Raw genomic sequence first — 22,725 nt, 5'->3', positions numbered from 1 at the left:
GGTCAGCCCTTCCCGCCGCCCGGCGTCGACCTCGGCCTGGCGGATCCACTGGCGCACCGCGGTCTCGGTCAGATCGAAGTCCCTGGCCACCTGACCGACCGAGCGGTCACCGCGCTGGCACAGCTCGACGATCTCGGCTTTGAACTCCCGCGTGAACGAGCGGCGAGGACGCGGCTTCTTCTTCCCCATGCTCTCCATCATGGACATCCTTCCGGGGACAAGCCCCTGATCTCGGATGTCCGTCAAACCGGATCAAGCCCAGGGAGGTGTTGTGTCGTGATGTGGTGTGTGGCTGCTGGCCTTGCCATCACGGTCCGCTATCAGCCAGCTGTCGTGCCGTGATGCGCCGCGTCGTTGTCAGGCTCGCGTGTCATCGTCCGTCGGGAGTGGCCGCGGCGGGACGCCTGCATGACCTCGTGTCAGGCTTGGGTGCCATGGTGTGACGGTAGCGGCCGGAGGGTGATGATTACCTGACCCGTTACGGAGGTTCCTGGCTGCCGGTCATGATCATCAGGTCAAAGTCGCAGGTCGGTCGGTCCGCGACGGCGGGTCGTCTGCCGCCGCAGCCAACGGTCCAGGGTGGTCTGCCGGGGCTCCGAGGGTCTCGGGTGGTTCGCCGGGCGCTGCGCGGCCGGTGGGTGGTCTGCTGGGGGCTCTGAGGGTCTCGGGTGGTCTGCTGAGTGGCTGCGACGGTCGGCGGGTGATCTGCTGGGGGGCTGCGACGTTCTCGGGTGGTTCGCCGGGGGTCCGACGGTCCTGGGTGGTTCGCCCGGGGGCTCCGACGGTCCCGGGGGTCTGGCGGCGGCGCCGCCAGTGGTTGCTCGGGTTAACAAGCCGCCCAGTAGTCGTCGGCGATGGGCTCTCCGCTGAGGAGGGCGGCGAACAGGTCCTCCCAGAGGGGCATCACCACCTCCGGGGTGTAGTGACGGGCTGTGGCGAGCGCGGCGGCGCCCAACTCGATGCGGAGCTTGCGGTCCGACATGAGCCGCCGTAGGGCGTCGGCCAGCGCTCCGACATCGTGCGGTGGCACGAGCAGGCCGTTCTTGCCCGGGGTGAGCACGTCCTTCGGGCCGGTCGGGCAGTTGAAGGCGGCCAGCGCCAGCCCGTGGCCCATGGCTTCGATCATCGCCATCGGCAGGCCCTCGACCCTGGAGCTGAGGGCGTAGATCGAGGCCCTGGCGAGTTCGTCGTGGATGCGGTCGGTACCGCCCATCAGGCACATACGCCCGTTCAGCCCGTGGCGGTCGATCCGCTGCTGGAGGTGATCCTGGGAGGCGCCGGTGCCGAAGATGCGCAGCCGCCACTCCGGGAACTCCTCGGCCGTCGCGGCGAAGGCGTCGATCAGCATGTCGAAGCCCTTCTCCGGCACCAGCCGTCCCGCCGCGATCACGAGCGGGTTCGTGTGCTGGGAGTACCGGCTGTCGGTCATCGGCACGGCGTTGGGGATGCGTACGATCGGGGTGCAGGCCAGCAGCGCGTGGTATTCCTTCCGGCTGGTCTCGGTCAGCACCGTGACCACGTCGAAGCGGCCGTAGTGGCGGGCGATCTCGTCGCGTACGGCCGGGTGATAGGCGGCCAGGCTCATGTGCTCCTGGGCCACCCGGAACACTCCTTGGCCTGCCCGGCGGGCGGAGATGAGATTGAGCGCGGGACAGGTGGTGACGAGGATGCCGTCGTTCAGCGAGGCCACGTAGTCGATGACCGCCGCCTCCACGCGCTCGGTGAAGTACGCGGCGGCGAATTCCCCGTACGGCACGATCTTGCCGCGCGCTCGCCGCCACACCTTGCGGGCCAGCGAGTCCGGCGCGACGCCCTCACGCTGGTCAACCAGCGCTGACAGGCGCACCCGCCGGTCGAGGGCGAACTCCGGGTTCGACCGCCGCCGTACCACGCTGACGATGTCGACGTCGTGCCCGGCCTGGGCCATGGCGTTGGCCTGATGGACCACCGTGCGACTGGTGCCGCCAATGCCGTACGCATGCAGCAGCATGTAACGGATCTTCACCTCGTGAACCCCCACATCGGGCACACAACCCTGACCTTGTTGGAACGGGGCAGGTAGCGAGCGGGCTGCACGGTGCCCGGCGGGCTCTTGTCCACCCGGTGGGGTGGGAGATCCTTGGTCACCACGCCGGGTGTGCGGCGGGCGAGTGGTTCGGGCGACTGGTTCAGGCTGAGGAACTTGCGCATGCGGTGGCGGCCGTCCTCTGCGGTCTGTTCCTCGTGGCGCACGACCAGGCCGGGCGGCACCTCCCTCGCGCGTTCGGTTCCCACTAGGCAGGTGAGTGCCTGCTCGCCCGCCAGCGACGCCGACGCCGATAGCGACACCGCCCCGGACGCCGCCAGCGACAGCGACGCCGACGCCGACGCCAGCGACACCGACACCGACACCGACGCCAGCGACACCGACTCCGACGCCGACGCCGACGCCGACGCCGACGCCGACGCCGACGCCAGCGACGCCGATGCCGATGCCGACAACAACGTCGCCCCCAACGTCGCCCCCGACGCCGATGCCGCCCCCGAGGCCGCCCCCGACAGCGACGCCGATGCCGATAGCGCCAGCGACGCCGCCAGCGACGCCGATGCCGACAGCGACGTCGCCCCAAACGTCGCTCCCGACGCCGATGCCGCCCCCGACGCCGACAGCGACAGCGACAGCGACGCCGCGCCTGCCGCCGGCGTCGCCCCCGCGGACGATGCCAGCACCGATGCCGCCCCCGCGGCCGGCAACCATGCCGATGCCGGTGACGCGGCGCCGTTCTCAGGTACTGGGCTGCGCTTGCCCAGGCCGGCCTTGTATCGGGAGGGGGCGATCGAGGCGGGGCGGCGGGGCGGTAGGAAACGCGTACCGGGCATCCGGGCGGAATGCGGCGATCCGGCCGTAGGTTGGGAAGGCCCTGTCCGCGATGAGGTGGTTGGTGCTGGGGATCGGCTCGCGAAGGAGCACCCGTTCCTACGGGAGATGCTCAAGGTCGTGCCCCATCTCAGTCGATCGCATGTCATGTTGCACTTCACAGGGGTGGATGAGCCTGGTGGAGCCGGGGCGTACGAAGGAGATGACGGTCATCGGCGCTGCTGTGAGGAGCCGACGGATCCTGGGCAGGAGCGGCGTGCCACGGGGATGTGCTTCGCCTTCGCGGCCGTGAGGGCCGTGCCTCCCACCCGCTCGATCCAGGGACCCGCGTACTCGCCCGGCGCGCTCTCTCGCTCCTCAGCGGCTGCGTCATGGTGCGGCAGGTTACCTGGGCTTGCTGGGAGCTCACTGTGAACGAACGGCCACGGGTCCGTCACCCGTGTCCGTTCGTCGCGCTGGGCTATTTCCGCTTCCTGCCGCTGTACATCCCCACCGACAGGGACACGCCGAGAGCGGCCAGGGCGACCTGGATGCCCAGCTCGACCCAGTCGACCCCCGAGGTGTCGGAGACACCGAGCCTGGCCGCGATCGCGGTGCCGATCAGAGCCGCCACCACGCCGATCAGGATCGTCAGCCACACGGGAATCCGCTGCCGCCCCGGAACGACGAGCCGTCCCAGGGCACCGATGACAATGCCGATGATCAGGCCGGAAAAGATGCCAGTGATCTCCATTCGTGACCCCCCAAATCGCAAATGGTCTGCTTGCTCTGGAAACGAACGCCGGTCCCGGACGGTTCCGAAGGACAGGGCATGCGGCTCTGGCGGAGTGTCCGGCGAATCCGGCACCGCGCACCCTCGGCCCAGCCTCCTCACTCAGCCAGGCGGAACACTTCTATCAAGTGAACGAGCGGTCACGCCAGGTAATGCCGCCATCTGGTCCGGCCGGCCGAAGGGGGTGGTGTCAACTGGCCCGCACTACCTTGCCGCAGATGTCGCCGAGCGGTACGAAGCGCGGTCGTGTTCGAGGGTTGCCGGAGACCCGGCCGGTTGCGACACTCGATGATCTATGACCGGAAAGATGCTGGCCCTCAGCGACCTGCACGTCCATCACGATGACAACACGCGCTTCGCGGAAAGGCTGCGACCGGAGTCGGACGACGGCTGGCTGCCGGTCCCGGGTGACGTCGGCGAGATCTTCGCCGACGTTGAAGGGGCGCTTCAACTGCTCGGCGAGAGGTTCTGGCTGGCGGTGTGGGCCCCGGGGGACTACAAACTGTGGCCCCAGGACCCGGTGCGGGCGCGCGGCGGGAAGCGTCACCGGCTGCTGGTGGAGATGTGCCGGCGGTCCGGCCGACCTCGATCCGAGCCGGGAGGCGTGGTGCTGGGCCCGGGTGGAGCTCACCGAGGCGCGGCCCTCCGGCCTGCCGCTCGTCCTGGTGAACGACTTCCCGCTGATCAGGCGGCCCATCGAGACCCTGCGCCATCCCGAGTTCGCCCTGTTATGCGGCCCCGAGGCCACGGTCGGCCGGCTGCGGCGTTACCCTGTGGCCGCGGTCTTCTACGGGCACCCGCACATCCCCCGGCTGCTCACGCACTACGAGGCTCGCTCGGCTACCCCCGCGAGTGGCGGCCACGCCGTACGGCGCCCGGACTGACCACGTTCCTTCCCCAACCCGCCATGGTGCCCTGTCAGGAGGCCGATCGGTGATCGAGGAGATCCTGCCGCGCGAAGTCGTCGCCGAGGAGGCGTTCGGCGACCTGGACGCGGACCTGTTCCCGGAGGAGGAGGCGGTGATCGCGCGGGCCGTGGACAAACGGCGGAAGGAGTTCGCCACCGTACGCGCCTGCGCGCGCCGGGCCCTGGCCCGGCTCGGCCACCGCCCGGTTCCCCTGGTCCCGGGGGAGAGAGGCGCTCCCCGTTGGCCGCGCGGGGTCGTCGGCAGCATGACCCACTGCGTGGGCTACCGGGGTGCGGCGGTGGCCGCGGAGGAGGCGATGCTGACGCTGGGGCTCGACGCCGAGCCGCACGCCCCCCTGCCCGACGGCGTGCTCGGCGCCGTCTCGCTCGACAGCGAGCGCCGGATGCTTGCCGGGCTGTCGGCCGAGGCCGACACCGTGTGCTGGGACCGGCTGCTGTTCAGCGCGAAGGAGTCGGTCTACAAGGCGTGGTACCCGCTGACAGCGACGTTCCTCGAATTCGACGAGGCCGAGATCGACCTCCGCCCGGACGGCTCCTTCGCCGCGCGACTGCTCGTTCCCGGGCCGGTGGTGAACGGCGCGCCGCTGACCGGCTTCCGTGGCCGCTGGCTCGCCCGCGACGGGCTGGCCCTGACGGCCATCGCGCTCGCGGCCGCTCCCGGCACCCGCAGGCATGACCCTGCGAATTCAGCGGTGATTTAGGAATAACGCCTCCGGTGCTTCCATGGCTGGATGAATGCGGAGTATGTGGCGGGGCCGTCCAGCGACAGCGGGGGCGCATGGATTCTCTCCCTCATCGCCGCCGGCCCCGCGCAGGACGAGATCGACCGCGTCGCGCCGGCCGTGCTCTCCATTGACGTCAGCAGGGTCCAGACGTCGGACGGACCGCCCGTGCGCAACGGAACGCCGTGAACCTACGCCGCCCGGGAGGCGGCCTTCGGTACGCGGGCGAGGAACTGGGGCGCATGGGCGGTCGCTCCATGGATCCGAGTCACCTGCCGCTGGGCATCCCGGAGCTCAGGCGTCCCGATCCGGCCTCGGCGGTGCTGGATCAGTGGGAGGTCGGCCGGACCCCCGCGCGTAACCGGCCGCGTCAGCACGGGCGCGCGAAGGCGACACCTCGGGCTGGGGGATCTCCGGCGGGTCGGCCCCTCCGCGGCGGATGAGGTACTCGGCGGTTCCGAGGGCGGCCGCGCCCAGCAGCACCTCGCTCACGGTGGAGATCAGGCGGCTGGCCAGGGCCACCACCGCGGCGGCCGGGGCGGGCAGCACCACGGTCAGCGCGGCCGTGAGCACCGCCTCGCGGACACCGATCCCGTCGGGGATGAACACGCTCGCGATGCCAACCGAGGTGGCGAGCGTGAACGCGCCGACACACAGCACGAGTGAGCGGGACGGAGGCGCCCCCATCGCGATGGCCAGGGGCCACAGGTGCAGTCCTGTGACCACCCAGGACAGGCTCTGCCAGGCGACCGCGAGCCGTACTCCCCGGACGGAGGCGGCATGGGCCGCCGTGGGGCGGCGCAGCAGCCGCAGCAGCAGCGCGGAGCACTGGTTGACGATCTGCGGGCGCACCAGGACGAGCACGATGAGCACGGCGGCTCCGGCCAGCCATACCGCCCCTGCCCCGAGCAGCTGCACGCCCGCGAGCAGCCCGACCGTGAACCCGCTCAGCAGGACCAGGCTCATGACGACCGCCGCCGCGGTCATCAGCCTGCCGAAGGTGACCCCGTTGGCCATGGCCACCTTGGTGACGGCGATCATGCCGGGCACCCGTCCTGGCAGGTATTTGGACAGGAAGCCGACGAAGAAGATCCGTACCACCCGCGGTTCGCTGACCGGGGGGCCGATCTCCAGCAGCACGACGCGCCAGGCGGCGAACCCGAGCGACAGCCCCGCCATGCTCGCCAGCAGCGAGCCGCCGAGCAGGAGGCTGATCTGCCCGGCGTCGCGCCGGGTGAACAGGACGCCGACCACGCTCCAGTCCAGCCGGGACATCGTCCACCCGATCGCGGCCACGACGGCGAGAGCGAACGCGGCCACCAGCGCCCGCTTCAGCGCCCGGGGCAGGCGAGGCAGCCGGGGCAGCGGGGGCAGGCGGGGCATGCGGGGCAGCCTGAGCGATCTCACTCGCGCGCCCCGGCCGACGGCACCGGGGACAGGCCCGTCCTGACCGGCTCTCCCTGCCGGCGCCCCAGCTCGTAGGCGACGCGCAGCAGCCCCACGCAGGCGCCGAGGAAGAAGGCCGTGTGGAAGCAGAGCTGCATCCAGCCGACCCACAGCCCGAAGCGGATGCCTCGGTAGCGGCGGGCGAAGCCGAGGAACCTGCGGTTCATCGACAGGAACACCCCCAGCGTCGCCGCCGGTACGGCCAGCAGCCAGGGGCTGAGGAGTACGAGCGGCAGGGTGAGGAACGTGGCCGTCGCCGAGGCGGAGGAGACCCGGGGTGGTTTGCGGCGCTTGTGCTGGCCTGTTCCGATCATGTTGAGCTGGAAGCCGACCCTGCCCTCGCCACGCAGCCGCCGCGCCCGCCACATGATCACCGGCAGCGTCGTGGACCGGACGAACCGCTCCGCCAGGCACCCCCAGAACCGGTCCTCGTCGTCGGCCCTGGTGACCACGGAGGTGGTGACGACCAGCCGGTAGCGGGCCGGGACGCGCGTGCCGAACTCGAAGTCCTCGCCGTCGCGAAGCCGTTCGTCCAGCCCGCCTGCCTCCTCGAAGACGTGGCGCGGGATCAGGGTGCAGGATAGGAACGTCGCCGTCGTCTGGCTGCGCTCGTAGTGCTCGCACAGGACGCGGTAGCGTTCGACCGGGCCGTCGTCGTACAGCGGCTCGATGTCGTAGATGCCCTGGACCATGCCGCAGTCCGGCGTCTCCCGGTACGCCTTGACCGCGTTGTGTATCGCGTCGGGGGCCAGCGCCGTGTCGGAGTCGACGAAGAACAGCAGCGGAGCCGTGCTGCCGGCCACCCCGAGATTGCGGGCGCCCGCCGGCCCCTGGTTGTGCGGCGACCGGACGATCGTGCACGGGAACTGCCGGGCTATGTCCAGCGAGCCGTCGGTGCTGACGTCGTCGACGACGATCACCTCCGCCGGGCGGTAGGTCTGCGCGTAGACCGACTCCAGGCAGGCCCGCAGGGTTCTGCGCTTGTTGTAGTTCGGCACGATGACCGCGACGTCACCACGCCGGATCGTCTCGTCAGGCATGTCCGTTCCCTTCGTCGGTCGGGCCGCTTCGGTCAGGACACCGACACGACCATGCGCTGGGCCCGATGGTCGGACAGCCCCTCGGCGCCGGGCAGCTCGTAGCGGTGCACGGCCACCTCGGGGCTGGTGTAGAGCCAGTCGATCCGCCACAGCTCGGCGGTCCCGGCCAGGTAGGTCGCCGGATAGAGGGATGAGAGCGCGGGCGTCCTGTCGATGAGCCGTTCGGGGAGCAGGCGGCGGATGCCCATGGCCGGGGAGGTGTTCAGGTCGCCGGCGAGCACGACGGGATGGGGGTTGGCCGCGATGTCCGCGCCGATGGCCCGGTAACTCGCCTCCCGCCGCAGGGTTTTGCCGAGGGCGATGTCGCGGGACTCGGCGTCGTACAGCCGCCATTCGAGCGGGGGCTGGGAGATCTGGCCGTCGTAGAAGCTGACGATCTCGCCGTTGACGTCGAGGTCGGTGCGCAGCGTCTCGACCGTGTACCCCTCCGGCCAGCCCCGCAGCGCCTCGGGGATCTCCTTCTGGTCGGGCGGCAGCCATGGGCGCAGGTCCAGGCCGCGGTGCCCGACGATGGGGAACCGCGAGATCGTGATCTGCTCGCCGGAGGCCGCGACGTGGTAACCGGGGAACTCGCGGCGCAGCTCGGCCAGCTTGTCGATGCGCATCGCCAGGTCGGCGGTCCAGCGCTGGGACCGCATGTCCCCCGCGCGGGTGTCCACGTACAGGTACTCCGTCAGCAGGTAGACGTCGGCGTCCAGGCGGTGCAGGTAGGCGTAGAACCCGGGGGAGTACCGGTCGCCCGCGGCGGTGCGCCAGTCCTGGTCCCAGAACTCGGTGTTCCAGGCGGCCACGGTGAAGGCCCCCGGACCCGCGGGGGGCGGCGTGTACCAGAGGGTGGCGTAGTTGACCCCGCTCCGCCCGGCGCCCAGCACCGCGGTGACCACCAGCAGTGACATGATCCGCCAGCGCACCGGCCGGGCCAGCGGCGCCACGACCAGCAGCAGCACGGGGACCACCAGGAACAGCAGCGGCGGCGTCAGCTCGATCGGCGCCCACAGTGAGGTGCGCCCGCTGGCCAGCAGGTGGCAGAGCACGAAGAGCAGCCACGCCACCGAGGCGGTCACGACCAGCTTGGTGCCCCAGCACCAGCGCCGCCGCGGGCGGACGAAACGCCCGATCCGTTCCGCCCAGGACCTTTCCGGCCGGGGCGGCGTGGGGGTGAGCCGCCGCTCGATCACCGCGTCCCCGTCGCTCATGAACACCCTCCTCGGTGGGTGAACGTACTCAGGCGTCCTTGTCGCATCCTTGTCAGCGGCGGCGGCCGGGCGGGCGCGGCCGGCGCGACAAGAATGGAACAAGCCGTCGTGCCTAGCGTGAGCCGGAGACGAGGTCTGACACGGCCACTGGAGCACATCATGAGTCGGGCGCGCCCGCTAGTCTCGGTGATCATCCCCAGCTACAACCGGTCCGAGGTGTTGCGACTCTGCCTGGACGCGGTGCAAAAGCAGACTTATCCGTATATCGAGGTCATCGTGGTGGATGACTGCGGCACCGAGGACGCGGCGCGGGTGGCCGCGTCCAAGGGCGCCAAGGTCGTACGCACCCAGGCCAACGGCGGCCCGACCCCCGCGCGCAACCTCGGCGCCGAGCATGCCACCGGGGAGATCCTGTTCTTCCTCGACGCCGACATCGCCCTGGACCCGGACGCGGTGGAGAACGCCGTGCGGATCCTGGAGTCCCACCCGGGGATCGGCGCCCTGGGCGGCATCCTGCGGCCGGAGTCGCTGGCGGCGCAGAGCCTGGCCGCCCAGTACCGGGCTCTGCAGATGCACCGCTGGTGGATGCCCGCCCACCGGCCGACCCTCGAACTGCACGCGGCCGTGCTCGCGGTCCCCGCCAAGGTGTTCGCCGAGATCGGCCCCTTCGACCCACGGCTGCGCGAGACCGTCTCCTCCGACTACCGCATCCGCGTGACGCGGTCGTACGAGGTGAAGCTGAGCGACGCGATCCGCGGACGCAAGGACCACGACGCCACCGTGGGCACGATCCTGCGCAAGGTGTTCCGCCGCGCCCGCATCAGCGCACTGGACTGGCGCAAGGGGGAGACCCCCGGGGACTCCGTGCCCCGCGCGGTCGGCGGCGTCCTGCTGCTCGCCGCCGTCCCGGCGCTCGCCCTGCCGCTGGTCCTGCCCCCGGCGGCGGGCCGCGCCGGCGCGCTCGTCCCGCCCGCGCTGGTCGCCGCCGCCATCGCCCTGGACGCCGGCACCTACCGCTTCGCGTATGCCCGGCGGGGCGTCGGGTTCGGCCTGTACTTCACCGGCGTGCACCTCGCCGTCACCTTCACCGGCGCCCTCGGCGGAGCGGTGGGCGTCCTGCAGCGGTTCGCGCTCGCCCGCCGGGACAAGCGGGCCCAGAACTAGCCGAAGGGGGCATCGATCATGGAGCGACGACCGCTGGTCTCGGTCATCGTGCCGAACTACAACTACGCCCGCACGCTCGGCCTGTGCCTGAGCGCGCTGGAGCGGCAGACGTACCCGCACATCGAGGTGATCGTCGTCGACGACCGCAGCACCGACGACTCGGTGGCGATCGCCCACCGGCACGGGGTACGGGTCGTGGTCACCGGCACCAACATCGGCGCCCCGGCGGCCCGCAACCTCGGCGCCGAGCACGCCCGCGGCGAGGTGCTGTTCTTCCTCGACTCGGACCTGGCGCTGGCCGAGGACGTGGTCGAGCACGCGGTGAACCTGCTCACCGCCGATCCCACCCTGGGCGTGGTGTGCGGCACCTATGACCCGGAGCCACTGATCCCCGACAGCCTCGTGGAGCGCTATCGCAGCCTCCAGCTGCACTACTGGATCTCCGGTGACGAGGGCGAGATCACCACGATCTACTCCGCGCTCTTCGCGATGAGGGCGGAGGTCTTCCGCGAGGTCGGCCCGCTGAATCCCGCGCTGCGCCACAGCGAGAACGCCGAGTACGGCCACCGCGTCACCCAGCGCTACCGCATCGTGCTGGACAACAGGATCAGGGGCAGGCACGACCACGACGACCGGCTCAAGGTGGTGCTGTCGAAGTTCTTCCACCGGGCGCGCCTGCACATCCCGCTGTACCTGCGCCGCCCGGACTTCAACGGCGGCCCGGCCGACAGCAGCCGCGGCTGGGGCTCGCTCGCCGCCCTGTTCGCCGTGCTCACCGCGCCGCTGCCGGTGCTGCTCGGCCCCGCCTGGCTGGCCGCGCCGATCGCGCTGCTGGCCGGCTCGGTGGCGGCGGACCTCGGCATGTACCGCTTCGTCCGGCGCTACGCCGGCACCCGCTTCACCCTGTACTTCACCGCGGTGCACTTCCTGGTGAACGTCACCGTCGCGGTGGCGGTGTTCGCCGGCGCCGCCCAGTGCCTGCTGTCGAGCCGGTTCCGCCGCACGTACGACCTGCCGGCCCGGTCGGCGTCGGCGGGGGTGTGAGCGATGACCGAGCAGGGGCCGCTGGTGTCGGCGATCGTGCCCAACTACAACTACGCCGCCTCGCTGGAGCTGTGCCTGCGGGCGATGCTGGCGCAGACCTACCGGCCGATCGAGCTGATCGTCGTGGACGACGGCAGCACGGACGGCTCGGTCGAGGTCGCGCGGCGGCTCGGCGTACGGGTGATCCGCACGGAACGCAACCTGGGCGTGGCCGGGGCGCGCAACCTCGGCGTCGCGCACGCGCGCGGCGAGATCCTGGTGTTCGCCGACTCCGACGTGGCCCCCTACCCCGACGCCGTCGAGGTGGCGGTGGGCATGCTCGCCGCCGATCCAAAGCTGGGCGCGGTGTGCAGCATCCACGATGCCGAGCCGCTGATCCGCGACAGCCTGGTCGAGGAGTACCGGGCGCTGCAGTACCACTACTGGACGGTCAGCTCCGAGGGGCCCATCTCGTTCCTGTTCCCGGCGCTGATGGCGATGCCGCGCCGCGTCTTCGACGACGTCGGGCCGTTCAACACGCGCCTGCGCGAGACCGAGGAGGTCGACTACGGCCACCGCCTCACCCAGCGGTACGACATGGTGCTCACGACCTCGGTGCGCTCGCGGCACGACCACGACGACCGGCTCTTCAAACTGCTGCGCAAGCTGTACCGGCGGGGACGCGCCCGGGTGCCGCTGTACGCGCGGCGGCGGCGCTTCGCCCGCGGGTTCGAGACCTCCAGCCGGGCCGGCGGCAGTCTCGCCGCGCTGGCGGCGGTGGCCGCGTTGCCCCTGGCGATCCCGCTCGGCCCGGCCGGTGCCGCGCTCGCGGCCCTGGCCCTGGCCGCGTCGCTGCTGGCCGACCTCGGTATGTACCGTTTCGTGCTGCGCAGGCGCGGCCCGCTGTTCCTGCTCTACTTCGGCGTCGTGCACTTCCTGGTGAACGTGACCATCGCGGCCGGGGTGGCGGCCGGGGTCGCGCGGTGGTTGTGCTCGGCCAGGTTCCGCCGGCTCTACGACCCCGACCTGACCGTGCGCCCCCCGGTCACGGGTGAGGCGGCCACGTGACGGCTGCACCGCGGGCCCGCCGGAGGATCCCGCTGGTGCTGTGCGCGGCGACCGCCTGGCTGGTGTTCGTGGTGCTGCACCGCGTCCTGTCCGGCCGGGTGTGGTGGTGGCAGGTTCCCGAGCTGGTTCCGCCGCTGGCGCTGGCGGCCGTACCCGTGGTGCTGCTCGCCGCGGCCCTGACGGCGGCGCGCCGCGCCCGCCGGGCGGCCGCCGCGGTGGCGCTGGTGTCCCTGACGCTGGGCGGGGGCGCGAGCGGGCTCAACCTCGCCTCGCTGTGGCATCGCGCCGTCCCGGCTCCGCCGGACGCGATCACGGTCTTCTCCTGGAACACCTGGTACTGGGACCAGCCGGTGAGCCGCTCGATGCCGCCGCCCACCGGCACGCCCCCGCCGGACGTCGCCGCCTTCTACCGTTACCTGCGCGCCCAGGACGCCGATGTGCTGCTGCTGCAGGAGTACGTCCACTTCGGCGCGGACTCCCGGCCGATCCGGGTGAACGACCTGGACAGGCTGCGCAGGGAGTTCCCCGGGTTCCACATCGCCACGGCGAGCGAACTGGTGACGCTGTCGCGGTTCCCCATCGTCCTGCAGCGCGGCCTCGACCTGCGCCCGGAGAGCATGCGTGAAACACCCGTGCCGCCCGGCTCCGACTGGCCCGGTTTCTACACGGTGAAGACGCTGCGTACGGACCTGCGCGTGGGGAGCCGGACCGTCTCGTTCTACAACTCCCACATCAACTCGCCGGTCGACCCGTCCGCGGGCGGCCTCGACCTGCTCAGCCTCAACCGCACGCAGCACGAGGCACGCAAGGCCAACCTCCGCGCGCTCGCGGCCGACATCCAGGCGAACCCGCTGCCCGCCGTCCTGGCCGGGGACTTCAATGCCTCGCCCGCGATGGGCATCCTGCGCCTGGTGTCGGAGCGGATGGCCGACGCCGCCCCGGCGCTGCGCTCGCTCTACCCCGCCACCTGGGACGACCGGTGGCCGTGGTGGCGGATCGACTGGGCGTACACCACGCCGGAGATCGCCGTCCACGAGTACCGGCTGGTCCGCTCGGGCGACCTGTCCGACCACAGCGGGCAGCAGCTGGTGCTCTCGCTCAGCCGGTGACCTGGGCGTAGAGCAGGCCCCGCCCGGCCGGCCGGGCGGGCGGGGCGGTGCCGGCCCGCAGGATCCCGAGGTGCAGCGCGCGCAGCTCCGGCCCCGGCTCGATGCCCAGGTGGTCGGCCAGGTAGCCGCGCAGGCGGGCGTACAGGGCCACCGCCTCCGCGCCGCGTCCCAGTGAGCACAGGCCGCGCATCAGCATGCTCGCCAGCGGCTCAGCGAGCGGGTAACGCGGCACCAGCGGGGTCAGCTCGGTGACCACGATGTCGGGGCGGCCCAGGCGCAGGTTCGCCTGTGCCCAGGTGACGACGGCGCCGACGAACTGCTGCTCGATGCCGTATCGCATGCGGGCGGCCCATTCCCCCGGGATGCCGGTGAGCGGCGCGCCACGCCACAGGTCCATCGCCTCGGCCAGCAGCCGGGTCCTGGCGTGGTCGTCGCGGGCGCGGAGCTGCGCCTGCTTGGCCAGCCGCCGGAACCGGTGGGCGTCCACCCGCTCGGGGTCCACATCGAGCTCGTAACCGCCGTTCCGGCGCTCGATGGAGACCCCGGTCGAGGTCAGCGCCTGCCGCAGGCGGGCGATGTGGGCGTACAGCGAGTCGGTCGCCCGGTCCGGCGGATCGTCCCAGACACGCTCGATCAGCGTGCGGAGCGACACGGGGTGGCCGGCGTCGATCGCCAGGGCGGCCAGCACCGCGCGTCGCTGGGGTGGTCCCAGCGGGGCGCGGCGGTCACCGGCGATCACCTCGACCGGTCCCAGTAAGCGGACGTCCATCGCCTTCCTCTCGCAGTCGTTCTCACAGGTGGAGGGCCGCCGCCAGGGACGGGTGATGGACGAGTACGAGCGTCACACCCAGGGTGGCGGCCCACAACATCGAGTTCGCGACCATGACGCGGTCGCGCAGCAGGACACGCACCGGGTCACCGCCCTCCTTGTCCACGAGCTGCAACTGCAGGTACCGGAAGAGGGCGAAGAGCGCGAAGGGGGTGGACAGCATCATCGCGGTCTGGCCGTGCTGCGGGCCGAACGGCCCCTCGTCACGCAGGTACATCAGGCCGGAGACGAGGGCGAGCACGGACGCGATCTGCAGCAGCCAGTTGGTCAGCTCCATCGAGTAGCCGCGCAGCGCGGGCCGGTGGACGGCCCCGGCCTCCAGCAGTTCCTGGCGGCGTTTGCCGATGAGCAGCAGCAGGGACATCGAGAACACCGTGATCAGCAGCCAGGCGGGCACCCGGTCGCCGGTCACCTCGTACCCCTGGATCACGCGCAGGACGAAGCCGGCCGCGACCGTGCCCACGTCGACCAGCGGAATGTGCTTGAGCAGGCGGCTGTAGGCGACGTTGAGCGCGAGGTACACCAGCACCGGCCAGGAGGAGACCGGTTCCCGGGCGACGACGGCCGCGAGCACCGCCAGCAGGACGACGCAGCAGGCGCCCGCGGTCAGCACCCGCACCCGGCCGGCCGCGATGGGGCGCTCGCGCTTGACGGGATGGAGGCGGTCGCGGTGCCGGTCGGCGATGTCGTTGCCGATGTAGACGGCGGCGGAGGCGACCATGAACGCCACCGTGGCCCAGCCGACGCCGACCACCTCGGCCAGGCTGGGGGAGGGCGCGCCGATGAGCGCCACGGGCACGAGAAGGATCGCCTTGGCCGCGTGGGAGGGCCGGATCAGGGCGGCCAGATCCGCGACCAGGCGCTTGCGGGTCTCCGGAGCCGGGTCCAGCGTCGCTCCCTGACGCTGCGGGCTCTCCGGGACGTCTGCCGATTCGACAAGGCGCATGCTTTACCCCACCAGCTCAGAAGAAGATCTTCGCCAGCGACAGCGCGCCCTGCCGCCACGCGTCACGGCTCGTCGCGCCGCCCCGCGAGCCGGCCGGTGAGCCCGCCGCACGGTGTTCCCGCCACCATGCGTACGTGCGGAGAATCGCGTCCTGGTTGGACAGCCGTGGACGGAAGCCGAGCCGTTCACGGGCCTTGTCGATGCTGACATAGGAATCGGCGAGCAGCTTGCGCGCCAGCCGCCCGTACACCGGGGACAGCCTGGTGCGCTCCAGCAGCCGGAGCCCGGCCAGGGCCGGTCCCGCGGGCAGCGAGACGACCCGCCTGCCGTGCCCGGCCGCGTCGAGCACCGCCTGGAAGTCCGCGCGCAGCGTGCCGAACTCGGCGGCGGCCAGGTTGTAGGTGTCGCCGGCGACGTCGGGCGGCGCGTCGAGCACGACGGCCACGGCGTCCACCAGGTCCTCGATCGCGAACATCTGGATGCGCTTGTCCCCGCGGCCGAGCACCGGGAAGTTACGGCCCTCCTCGGCCCACTCGAACAGCATCGCGAACAGGCCCATCCGGCCGGGGCCGAGGAAGGTCTTGGGGCGCAGGATCGGCACGCACATGCCGTCGGCCCGGTACTTCTCCGCCAGTTCCTCGGCGGCGGCCTTCGCCCTGGTGTAGGGGTCGACCGGCGCGCGCGGATGGTCCTCAGGCGTGGGCACGAGCGTCGGCAGCCCGTACACGGCGGTGGAGGAGATGTGGACCAGCCGCTCCACGCCGGCCCGGCGCCCGGCCTCCAGGACGGTGCGGGTGCCGCCGACGATCAGGTCGTGGATCTGCTCGGCCGGGTAGCTGGGCAGCGCGCCGGCGCAGTGGACGACGGCGTCCGCGCCGGTCATGACCTCGGTCATCAGCGGCAGGTCGCGCACGTCGCCGATCCGGTGCTCCGCCGCCGGCAGCGGGTCGGCCTGGGGACGCAGGTCCACCCCGACCACGTCGTGACCGTCGAGCACGAGCCGGCGGGCCAGGTGGCCGCCGAGCATCCCGGCGCTGCCGGTGACTACGATCCGGCGGCCCATCGCGACCCCACCTTCTCTCGTACGAACCGGGCGAGCAGCCGCGGCAGGCCCTTGGCCAGCGTCCGGTCGAGGCCGTCGAGGAAGTACTCGACGTCGTCCGGTTCGATGGCCAGGGTCGGCGCGACGACGAGGGGGTTGTCGGCGTTCGGGCTGTAGTAGGAGACGATGCCGTGCTCGCGGTAGAGGTCGGCGATGACCGACAGCGTGATCAGCTTGGTCCGGAACTGCGGGTCCCCGGAGAAGCCGGGCGCGAGCTTGGCGGCCAGGTCCAGCACCTTGGGCCCGCCGCCGAGGAACACGCCCCACAGCGCTCCCACCCCGCTCACCCGGGCGACCACGTCGGGGTGACGCTTGTGGACGGCCTGCAGGCCGGGACCCAGGATGCGCTCGATCTGCCGGGCCCTGGCGGGGTAGTCGTCCTCGACGACGATGTTGACGGCCTCGATGGCGGTGACGGTCTCCTCGCCGAAGCCGTAGTAGGTGGTGCTGTGCAGGATGACGTCGGAGAGCCGGTCGTAGGCCCTGCGGAAGACGCGCTCGCGGGCGGTGTAGCCGGCGATGGACGCCTTGCCGCCGCCGAGGGACTTGGAGTAGACGAGGATGTCGGGCAGCAGGTCGGGATAGCGCATGAAGTAGAAGAGGCTGCCCGTCTTGCCCCAGCCGGTGTAGACCTCGTCGAAGATCAGCATGATGTCGTTCGCGTCGCAGAGCCGCCGCAGCTCGTACAGGTCGCTCTCCGACCAGCAGCGCATGCTCGACGCGCTGAACGGCTCGGCCATGATCGCGTAGACGTCGCACGTGCCGTCGGGGGTGCGGGCGGCCTCGACGGCCGCGCGGACGGCCGCGATGTCGCCGTAGGGGTGGACGACGATGCCGGGGAGACCGGGGAAGCGGAAGGAGTTCTCCGACGATCCGGTCAGGCTGCCCGCGCCCAGGGTCTTGCCGTGGAAGCTGATGTCGGAGCGGAGGATGGTGTTGCGGCGCCCCTCGTGGTACTTGTACGCCATCTTGACGGCGCCCTCGTTCGCCTCGGCGCCGGAGTTCGGGAAGTAGGAGATGTTCAGGTCGCCCGGCAGCAGCTCGGCGATGTTGTGGCTGAGGGCGGCCACGTACGGCGAGAAGAACGCCTTGTGCACCTCCATGCGCCGGCGGTCGGCGAAGCGGCGCCGGGCCTGGAGGACGCGGGGGTGGTTGTGGCCGTGGTTGAGCACGCCGACCCCGCCGGTGACGTCAAGGATGCGGCGGCCGTCGCGGGTCCGGATCCAGGCGCCCTCGGCGCTCTCGACGAGCTCCCGGCCGAAGCCGAAGGAGGTCATGAGGTTGACCTGGCTGCGGCTGACGTACTTTCTGTACAGATCTTGGACCTGTTTTACGGTGAAACTTTCACACTCGTCGATGCCGATGAGCTCAGACACGTCCTGCCCTTCCCGGTTCGCGCGAATTCCGCTGGTGCCCGGCCTTCTTCTCGGCGGTGAGAAAAGGGTGAGACATGGCGTCAACAATGTCGAATCCGGCTACACCCCATGCCATACAGATTTGTGTAGGTCGGCGGCGCGTGGCGGTGCGGGGCGGATCGCCGGGTATTCATCGGTCAGATCACGCGGCGATTACGGCTGATTTCCCGATGCGGGGCGGCCCGCCGGGCTCAGCCCCTCGCGGTCAGGTAGGTGGCCGGCTGGGCGGGCGGCGTCCAGACGTCACTCCGTGCCCGCCGTACGGCCTGCGCCTGGTCCTCCTCGGTGTCCTCCTCCCTGGCCCGTTCGCGGGCGAACAGGCGGAGCAGGTCGTGCATGCGGTAGCGGGTGTGGCCGCACGCCTCCAGCAGCTGGGTTTCGGCGAGGTGGTCGAGCAGGTCGGCGGTGCACGGCTCGGGACGGTCGGCCAGGGCGGCGGCAGCGGCGACGCTGATGGCGGCCCCGCCGAGCAGGCTCAGCAGCCGGAACATCCGGGAGGACTCGGCGTCCAGGCTCCGGTAGCTCATCATGAAGCACGCCCGCACGGCCTGGTCGTCGGACTGGAGCTCGGACAGGCGGAGGTCCTCGACCGCCAGCCGGTCGGCCAGGGCGCGCAGCGACAGCTCCGGCCGGGCGATCAGCCGGGCGGCGGCGATCCTGATCGCCAGCGGCAGCCCGGCGCACAACCGTACGATCGCGCGTGCCGCGCGCCGTTCGGCCGCCACGCGTTCCTCCCCGATCAGGCGGCCGAGCAGCGTGGAGGTCTCGTCCTCGGCCATGACGCCGAGGCGGACGTGTGACACGGCCTCCAGCGAGGTGAGCATCCGGCGGGCGGTGACCAGCACGCGGCAGGTGGGGCTCGCGGGCAGCAGCGGGCGCACCTGCGCGGCGTCGCGGGCGTTGTCGAGCAGGAGCAGCAGGTGCCTGCCGTCGGTCAGCGAGCGGAAGCGGGCCGCGGCCTCGTCCACGTCGGGCGGCCCGGCCGTGTCGTCGCCGAGCGAGCGCAGCAGGCGGGCCAGGACGTCGGCGGAGTTCAGCGGCGCGACGCCGGGGGTGGAGCCGTGCAGGTCCACGTAGAGCCGCCCGTCAGGGAACCGGCCCGCGACCTGGTGGGCGACGTGCACGGCCAGCGCCGATTTGCCCACCCCCGCGGCGCCCGTGATCGCCGAGATGGCGGTCGCGCCGGAGGCCGAGGTCAGCACCGTGCGCAGGCGGGCGATCTCGGCGGCCCGGCCGGTGAAGGCGGCCGAGCCGATGGGTAACTCGGCCGGTACCCGGCGGGCGGCGACCGCCGGCGGCGGCGTCAGCGCGGGGTCGTCGGCGAGGATGCGCTGGTGCATGCGGATCAGGTCCGGGCCGGGGTCGATGCCGACCTCGGCGGCCAGCGTCAGCCGCGCGTTCTGGTAGACCGTCAGCGCGTCGGCCCTGCGGCCGGAACGGTACAAGGCCAGCATGAGCTGTGCCCGCAGCCGCTCGTTCAGCGGGTCCCTGGACGTCAGGGCCTCCAGGTCGGCGAGCATCTCGCCGTGCAGGCCGAGCGCCAGCCGGGCCTCCAGCGAGGCGTCCACGACGGTCGCCCGCAGCCGCTCCAGCCGCGCAGCCTCGCAGCGCAGCGGCGCGGGCAGGGGGAGCTCCTCCAGGACGGACTCGCCGCGCCACAGGCAGAGGGCCCGGGTCAGCCGTTCGAGCGCGACGTCGTGGCGCCCTTCGGACAGCGCCCGCTGCCCCTGCGCGGCGAGGTCCTCGAACAACGTGACGTCGACCTCGCCGGGCGTGACATGCAGCACGTATCCGTTGGAGCCCGCCTCGATGCGGGAGGGGGAGCCGAGCACCTTGCGGAGTGCGGAGATATAGGTGTAGAGGTTCGACTCGGCAGTGGCCGGAGCGCGCTCGCCCCACAACCAGTCGAGCATGCGCCGGCTGGGGATCGCCTTGCCCGGGTTGAGCAGCAGGGCCGCCAGCAGGATCCGCTGTTTTCGGCGTCCGAGCGCGATCGGCCTCCCCAGAGAGGTGCGAACCTCGATCGGCCCGAGGATCTTGAAATCCATACGACCACCCTGCAGTGCGCGGCTTTTCACCAACAGGAACCGTACGATTGCCCACAGATCTTGATTTGCCGCGACCAATGATCGACGGAAGCCGCCTTGGAACGGTACTTCCTGGAACGGAATAAGAAGATTACGCGTCCGGAATGGCTGGGGCCAGTGCGGTGAGAGCGGTTCCAGGCGTGCTGAAATTTACTTCCGCGTGATATGCGGGATGCGAGAAATTCGCCTCGACCGGCGCGAGCAGGTCCTTAACCCCGGGTGCCGGGCGTGAATCGCCATACGGCCCTCATGCCATTCTCGTGCGGTACAGCACCTACCTGTCATGCTCGCCGAAACCCGCGCCCCCGCGGGGGCACGGGAGCGCGGGTGCTACTGCTGGAACTGGCCCGGGCCGAAGACCTGCCAGGTCGGGGTGTCCGGGTCGCTGATCGACCGGAACGGAACGGTGAAGCTCAGCGCCTGCGAGGTGGACCGCTTGATCGCCCAGAGCTCGGGCGTGTGGTCCGAGCGGTCCCAGGCGATGCCCTGGCCCTCGACGCTCGGCAGGGCGACGGTGGCCACCCACTGGAGCTCCGCGCCCGCGGAGGGCGGCTTCATCACGTACGCCTCACCGAGGTCGTGGCCGGTGAGCCAGAGCCGGCCGTCGGGACCCCACGATCCGCCGGAGTTGCTCATCGGCTTGAAGCGGTCGAGGATCGCCTTCGGGATGTTCCACGACTCGACGACCTGGAAGTCGTCGTTCAGCTTGACGATCTGGGTGTTGTCGGTCCCGCCGTACGGCTCGGTCTCGCCGTCGGGCACCACGTCGTAGTTGGCGAAGCCCGCCCACCACGCGCCGTCGTGGCGGTCCAGCCAGGTCAGCGAGCCGCGGTAGACGCCGAAGCTGTAGGTGTCGATGTGCTTCAACGTCCTGGTGTCGAACACCTCGATCGAGCTCTGCATCGGCGACCGGTCGTAGTTGGAGTGCGCCGCGTACAGCTTGTCGCCGACCACGACGGCGCTGTCCATGTGGATCATGGGGCCGGCGGGGTCGGACACGAACTGCAGCAAGGGCTTGCCGGTCTCCTTGTCGTGCTTGGTGATCTTACGGTTGTCGACCACGTAGAAGTACTTCTTGTCGACGGCGACCGCCTGGTTCGCGTCGAACGTGTCGTACGACCTGGCAAGGGTGGCGGTGAAGGCCGGCGGCTCGGCGACGGCGGCCACGCCGGCGGCGGAGCGCGCCTGCGCCGGCTGAGCCGCCTGCGCGGGGGCGACCATGCTCAACGCCAGGGCTCCGACGGCGATCGACGCCGCCACACCTGCTGCGACACTGACACGGGTCATCATCATTTCCCTCCAAGGGCACACACAGGTTGGGAAAGGCGCGCGGATCCGGGTGCGCTGGACGCCCTTCCCAACTCCCGTGGAGACTCTGGCCGTCGTGGAGATCATTCACGCGAACTCGACCGAACGTACCGATGAACCAGACCCTAAGGGCGAAAGATCCCATAACACCTGATCGGATTCGCCCCGGTGCATCGTCTCCTGCGGCACCGAAGACGCGTGGACCATGGACCTGTGAACGCGCCCTCGCCATGGTGCCGCCGTCTGGCTTAGTAGACGCCGGTGCCTTCGACACCGATCCGGTTCAGCTGTCCGAAGGCGCGCATCCGACCCGGCCGACCGGGTCGATCACCGCTGCGGTGTGGGTGTCCTGGTGGGTGTCCACGCCGCCGGCGACTTCGGTGAGCGGCGCGGTCTGGGGTGTAATGGAGGTCATCGTCGTCCTGTCGTCTTGACCGGGGGCAGGGCGGCACGCACCAGCCGGGCAAGGCGGACATGACAGTGATGGGGCCTCTGGCCAGGCTCCTATGAAGTCACAGGCGCGGGAAGCGCTCATCTACATCATCACTGTCAGCCGCAGGACGCCGGAGACCGCCTCCAGCACCTGGTCGGAAACGTTGCCGACCCGCCCCTGCTCCAGGCGGGTGTAGTAGTCGACGCTGACCCCGGCGGCCAGTGCGAGCGCCTCGCGGCGCAGGCCGGCCACCCGGCGGCCGTCGGATCGCCGGGGCAGACCCACGTCCGGCGGGGTCAGGAGGCGGGGGCCAGGGGGAGCCGGAGCAGGAGACGCGAGCCGCCGCACGGCGTGCCCTGAACGGTGAACGCGCCATCCAGCGCGTGCGCGATGCCCCAGACGCTCCCCAGACCGAGGCACCTGTCGGTCCTCGCCGTGTCCAGCCGGCAGGTGTCCGACGGCATCCGTCCCTCCGGGGCAGGTCCGGCGGCGAGGCTGAGCTCGGCGATGCCGCCGGACTGACGCACCCGTACGTAAATCGCGCCTCCGGTGTGCCGCCTGGCGTGTCGCAGCATGATCGCCAGCGCCCTCCGCAGCCGGCAACGGTCGGCGGTGACGAAGACGCCGGTGCCGCCCGACAGCACCAACGGCCGGGTGCTCACGCAGCGTGAAAGCTCGGTTTCGACCAGTGCCGCCAGATCGACGGCGTCCCCGTCGCCGCTCGGCTTCGGCGGGTCGGCGAGCAGCCGCAACTCCCTGATGACCTCCTGGAGCCGGTCCACGGCGCCGAGCGTACGGCTCAGCAGGCCGTCCAGGTCGGTGCGGCCGGGGTTCATGCGGGCTTCCTCCAGCTCCGCGCGCAGCGCGGCGACCGGCGTACGCAGTGCGTGCGCGGCATCCGCCCCGACCCGGCGCTGCTCCTCCAGCGCGGTCCTGGTGCACCTTTCGGCATCGTCCAACCGGCCGAGCACAATGTTGATCTCGCGGGCCAGCCGGGACACAGCGGCATCCGCCGTCTCCGTCATCCGTCCACCGGCACCGCCGATATTGATCAGTTCAAGCTCGTCCGACATGGCATCGAGCAGGACCATGTCCGAACGCGGCTCCGGCGTGGCCATGATGCTCACTGCTGTACCTCCTTTCAGCGGCCCGCGACGACTTTCCAGCGGCCGTACACCAGCCAACCGCCGGACGGGCGAGAGCACGAGGTCCCAGCCGGC

General features: G+C 71.2%; 24 protein-coding genes. 8 read left to right on the top strand and 16 right to left on the bottom strand.

The window, feature by feature from the left end:
- From BLS95_RS21885 to BLS95_RS21875, 3 genes are all read right to left on the bottom strand, one after another.
- On the bottom strand, positions 1-201 hold a 201-nt coding region (locus BLS95_RS21885), incomplete at its 3' end, for a transposase (protein WP_176993315.1).
- A gap of 625 nt (positions 202-826) precedes the next feature.
- Positions 827-2,005 carry a glycosyltransferase family 4 protein gene (locus BLS95_RS21880; protein WP_090934039.1) on the bottom strand — a complete coding sequence of 393 codons (1,179 nt, stop codon included), beginning with the start codon at positions 2,003-2,005 and terminating at the stop codon, positions 827-829.
- Positions 2,002-2,274, bottom strand: coding sequence for a hypothetical protein (locus BLS95_RS21875; RefSeq protein WP_143043824.1), 273 nt, complete (start codon positions 2,272-2,274; stop codon positions 2,002-2,004). The genes BLS95_RS21880 and BLS95_RS21875 overlap by 4 nt, the downstream gene beginning before the upstream one ends.
- A gap of 7 nt (positions 2,275-2,281) precedes the next feature.
- Between BLS95_RS21875 and BLS95_RS21870 the strand changes: the two genes are divergently transcribed.
- A complete protein-coding gene (locus BLS95_RS21870; RefSeq protein WP_090934035.1) occupies positions 2,282-3,271 on the top strand; it encodes a hypothetical protein in 990 nt (329 codons plus the stop codon).
- A 46-nt stretch (positions 3,272-3,317) separates the two neighbouring features.
- Here BLS95_RS21870 and BLS95_RS21865 read toward each other — a convergent pair whose 3' ends face one another.
- Positions 3,318-3,590: a GlsB/YeaQ/YmgE family stress response membrane protein gene (locus BLS95_RS21865; RefSeq protein WP_090934033.1), complete on the bottom strand. Its 273-nt coding sequence runs from the start codon at positions 3,588-3,590 to the stop codon at positions 3,318-3,320.
- Between the two features lie 659 nt (positions 3,591-4,249).
- Here BLS95_RS21865 and BLS95_RS59560 point away from each other — a divergent pair.
- From BLS95_RS59560 to BLS95_RS21850, 3 genes are read left to right on the top strand one after another with little or no spacing between them, the layout of a single operon-like run.
- Entirely contained in the window at positions 4,250-4,513 is a 264-nt protein-coding gene (locus tag BLS95_RS59560) for a hypothetical protein (protein ID WP_342742745.1), read from the top strand.
- A gap of 49 nt (positions 4,514-4,562) precedes the next feature.
- Positions 4,563-5,258: a 4'-phosphopantetheinyl transferase family protein gene (locus tag BLS95_RS21855; protein WP_090934031.1), complete on the top strand. Its 696-nt coding sequence runs from the start codon at positions 4,563-4,565 to the stop codon at positions 5,256-5,258.
- Between the two features lie 30 nt (positions 5,259-5,288).
- Positions 5,289-5,468: a hypothetical protein gene (locus tag BLS95_RS21850; RefSeq protein WP_090934030.1), complete on the top strand. Its 180-nt coding sequence runs from the start codon at positions 5,289-5,291 to the stop codon at positions 5,466-5,468.
- 105 nt (positions 5,469-5,573) lie between these two features.
- Here the strand turns inward: BLS95_RS21850 and BLS95_RS21845 are convergent, their stop codons facing one another.
- Genes BLS95_RS21845 through BLS95_RS55800 form a run of 3 tightly spaced genes read right to left on the bottom strand, consistent with a single transcriptional unit; the run spans position 5,574 to position 9,021 of the window.
- Positions 5,574-6,662: a lysylphosphatidylglycerol synthase domain-containing protein gene (locus BLS95_RS21845; protein ID WP_090934029.1), complete on the bottom strand. Its 1,089-nt coding sequence runs from the start codon at positions 6,660-6,662 to the stop codon at positions 5,574-5,576.
- A gap of 20 nt (positions 6,663-6,682) precedes the next feature.
- Entirely contained in the window at positions 6,683-7,765 is a 1,083-nt protein-coding gene (locus BLS95_RS21840; protein ID WP_176993314.1) for a glycosyltransferase family A protein, read from the bottom strand.
- 32 nt (positions 7,766-7,797) lie between these two features.
- The gene (locus BLS95_RS55800; protein ID WP_176993313.1) at positions 7,798-9,021 is read right to left on the bottom strand and encodes an endonuclease/exonuclease/phosphatase family protein; all 1,224 of its coding nucleotides are present in this window, start codon (positions 9,019-9,021) and stop codon (positions 7,798-7,800) included.
- 159 nt (positions 9,022-9,180) lie between these two features.
- Here BLS95_RS55800 and BLS95_RS21835 point away from each other — a divergent pair, with 159 nt between their 5' ends.
- From BLS95_RS21835 to BLS95_RS21820, 4 genes are read left to right on the top strand one after another with little or no spacing between them, the layout of a single operon-like run.
- Complete coding sequence (locus BLS95_RS21835) at positions 9,181-10,185, top strand: glycosyltransferase family A protein (protein WP_176993312.1); 1,005 nt, start codon at positions 9,181-9,183, stop codon at positions 10,183-10,185.
- 18 nt (positions 10,186-10,203) lie between these two features.
- Complete coding sequence (locus tag BLS95_RS21830) at positions 10,204-11,229, top strand: glycosyltransferase family 2 protein (protein ID WP_090934027.1); 1,026 nt, start codon at positions 10,204-10,206, stop codon at positions 11,227-11,229.
- A 3-nt stretch (positions 11,230-11,232) separates the two neighbouring features.
- Positions 11,233-12,276, top strand: coding sequence for a glycosyltransferase family 2 protein (locus tag BLS95_RS21825; protein WP_090934026.1), 1,044 nt, complete (start codon positions 11,233-11,235; stop codon positions 12,274-12,276).
- Positions 12,273-13,385 (top strand): endonuclease/exonuclease/phosphatase family protein, encoded by a 1,113-nt coding sequence (locus BLS95_RS21820; RefSeq protein ID WP_143043822.1) that lies wholly within the window; start codon positions 12,273-12,275, stop codon positions 13,383-13,385. The genes BLS95_RS21825 and BLS95_RS21820 overlap by 4 nt, the downstream gene beginning before the upstream one ends.
- Here the strand turns inward: BLS95_RS21820 and BLS95_RS21815 are convergent.
- The 9 genes from BLS95_RS21815 to BLS95_RS21780 all read right to left on the bottom strand — a co-directional run bounded on the left by BLS95_RS21815 (position 13,375) and on the right by BLS95_RS21780 (position 22,623).
- Positions 13,375-14,154 carry an AfsR/SARP family transcriptional regulator gene (locus tag BLS95_RS21815; RefSeq protein WP_090934024.1) on the bottom strand — a complete coding sequence of 260 codons (780 nt, stop codon included), beginning with the start codon at positions 14,152-14,154 and terminating at the stop codon, positions 13,375-13,377. The genes BLS95_RS21820 and BLS95_RS21815 overlap by 11 nt on opposite strands.
- 22 nt (positions 14,155-14,176) lie before the next feature.
- Positions 14,177-15,160 (bottom strand): UbiA prenyltransferase family protein, encoded by a 984-nt coding sequence (locus tag BLS95_RS21810; protein ID WP_090934023.1) that lies wholly within the window; start codon positions 15,158-15,160, stop codon positions 14,177-14,179.
- A gap of 16 nt (positions 15,161-15,176) precedes the next feature.
- The gene (locus BLS95_RS21805; RefSeq protein WP_090934022.1) at positions 15,177-16,223 is read right to left on the bottom strand and encodes an NAD-dependent epimerase/dehydratase family protein; all 1,047 of its coding nucleotides are present in this window, start codon (positions 16,221-16,223) and stop codon (positions 15,177-15,179) included.
- A complete protein-coding gene (locus tag BLS95_RS21800) occupies positions 16,205-17,638 on the bottom strand; it encodes an aspartate aminotransferase family protein (RefSeq protein WP_090934021.1) in 1,434 nt (477 codons plus the stop codon). Before BLS95_RS21800 ends, BLS95_RS21805 begins: the two co-directional genes overlap by 19 nt.
- Before the next feature lie 230 nt (positions 17,639-17,868).
- A complete protein-coding gene (locus tag BLS95_RS21795; RefSeq protein ID WP_090934020.1) occupies positions 17,869-19,725 on the bottom strand; it encodes an AfsR/SARP family transcriptional regulator in 1,857 nt (618 codons plus the stop codon).
- 369 nt (positions 19,726-20,094) lie between these two features.
- The gene (locus BLS95_RS21790) at positions 20,095-21,051 is read right to left on the bottom strand and encodes a hypothetical protein (protein ID WP_218135907.1); all 957 of its coding nucleotides are present in this window, start codon (positions 21,049-21,051) and stop codon (positions 20,095-20,097) included.
- 304 nt (positions 21,052-21,355) lie between these two features.
- On the bottom strand, positions 21,356-21,487 hold the full coding sequence (locus BLS95_RS59080; protein ID WP_281250021.1) for a hypothetical protein: 132 nt from the start codon (positions 21,485-21,487) through the stop codon (positions 21,356-21,358).
- A gap of 120 nt (positions 21,488-21,607) precedes the next feature.
- Positions 21,608-21,790, bottom strand: a complete 183-nt coding sequence (locus BLS95_RS21785) for a helix-turn-helix domain-containing protein (RefSeq protein ID WP_090934019.1) — start codon at positions 21,788-21,790, stop codon at positions 21,608-21,610.
- A gap of 11 nt (positions 21,791-21,801) precedes the next feature.
- Positions 21,802-22,623: a sensor histidine kinase gene (locus BLS95_RS21780; RefSeq protein WP_342742747.1), complete on the bottom strand. Its 822-nt coding sequence runs from the start codon at positions 22,621-22,623 to the stop codon at positions 21,802-21,804.
- Positions 22,624-22,725 lie beyond the last annotated feature (102 nt).

The organism is Nonomuraea jiangxiensis (genome assembly GCF_900099965.1).
GTDB lineage: Bacteria > Actinomycetota > Actinomycetes > Streptosporangiales > Streptosporangiaceae > Nonomuraea > Nonomuraea jiangxiensis.
This window is presented reverse-complemented; position numbering and strand designations above follow the sequence as displayed.

Bases quoted from the DNA above. Each gene is read 5' to 3' on its own strand.
- BLS95_RS21865 (WP_090934033.1), bottom strand. From the start codon at position 3,590: ATGGAGATCACTGGCATCTTTTCCGGCCTGATCATCGGCATTGTCATC.
- BLS95_RS21850 (WP_090934030.1), top strand. From the start codon at position 5,289: ATGAATGCGGAGTATGTGGCGGGGCCGTCCAGCGACAGCGGGGGCGCA.
- BLS95_RS21845 (WP_090934029.1), bottom strand. From the start codon at position 6,662: ATGCCCCGCCTGCCCCCGCTGCCCCGGCTGCCTCGCCTGCCCCGGGCG.
- BLS95_RS21840 (WP_176993314.1), bottom strand. From the start codon at position 7,765: ATGCCTGACGAGACGATCCGGCGTGGTGACGTCGCGGTCATCGTGCCG.
- BLS95_RS55800 (WP_176993313.1), bottom strand. From the start codon at position 9,021: ATGAGCGACGGGGACGCGGTGATCGAGCGGCGGCTCACCCCCACGCCG.
- BLS95_RS21835 (WP_176993312.1), top strand. From the start codon at position 9,181: ATGAGTCGGGCGCGCCCGCTAGTCTCGGTGATCATCCCCAGCTACAAC.
- BLS95_RS21830 (WP_090934027.1), top strand. From the start codon at position 10,204: ATGGAGCGACGACCGCTGGTCTCGGTCATCGTGCCGAACTACAACTAC.
- BLS95_RS21825 (WP_090934026.1), top strand. From the start codon at position 11,233: ATGACCGAGCAGGGGCCGCTGGTGTCGGCGATCGTGCCCAACTACAAC.
- BLS95_RS21815 (WP_090934024.1), bottom strand. From the start codon at position 14,154: ATGGACGTCCGCTTACTGGGACCGGTCGAGGTGATCGCCGGTGACCGC.
- BLS95_RS21810 (WP_090934023.1), bottom strand. From the start codon at position 15,160: ATGCGCCTTGTCGAATCGGCAGACGTCCCGGAGAGCCCGCAGCGTCAG.
- BLS95_RS21805 (WP_090934022.1), bottom strand. From the start codon at position 16,223: ATGGGCCGCCGGATCGTAGTCACCGGCAGCGCCGGGATGCTCGGCGGC.
- BLS95_RS21795 (WP_090934020.1), bottom strand. From the start codon at position 19,725: ATGGATTTCAAGATCCTCGGGCCGATCGAGGTTCGCACCTCTCTGGGG.
- BLS95_RS21790 (WP_218135907.1), bottom strand. From the start codon at position 21,051: ATGACCCGTGTCAGTGTCGCAGCAGGTGTGGCGGCGTCGATCGCCGTC.
- BLS95_RS59080 (WP_281250021.1), bottom strand. From the start codon at position 21,487: ATGACCTCCATTACACCCCAGACCGCGCCGCTCACCGAAGTCGCCGGC.
- BLS95_RS21780 (WP_342742747.1), bottom strand. From the start codon at position 22,623: ATGGCCACGCCGGAGCCGCGTTCGGACATGGTCCTGCTCGATGCCATG.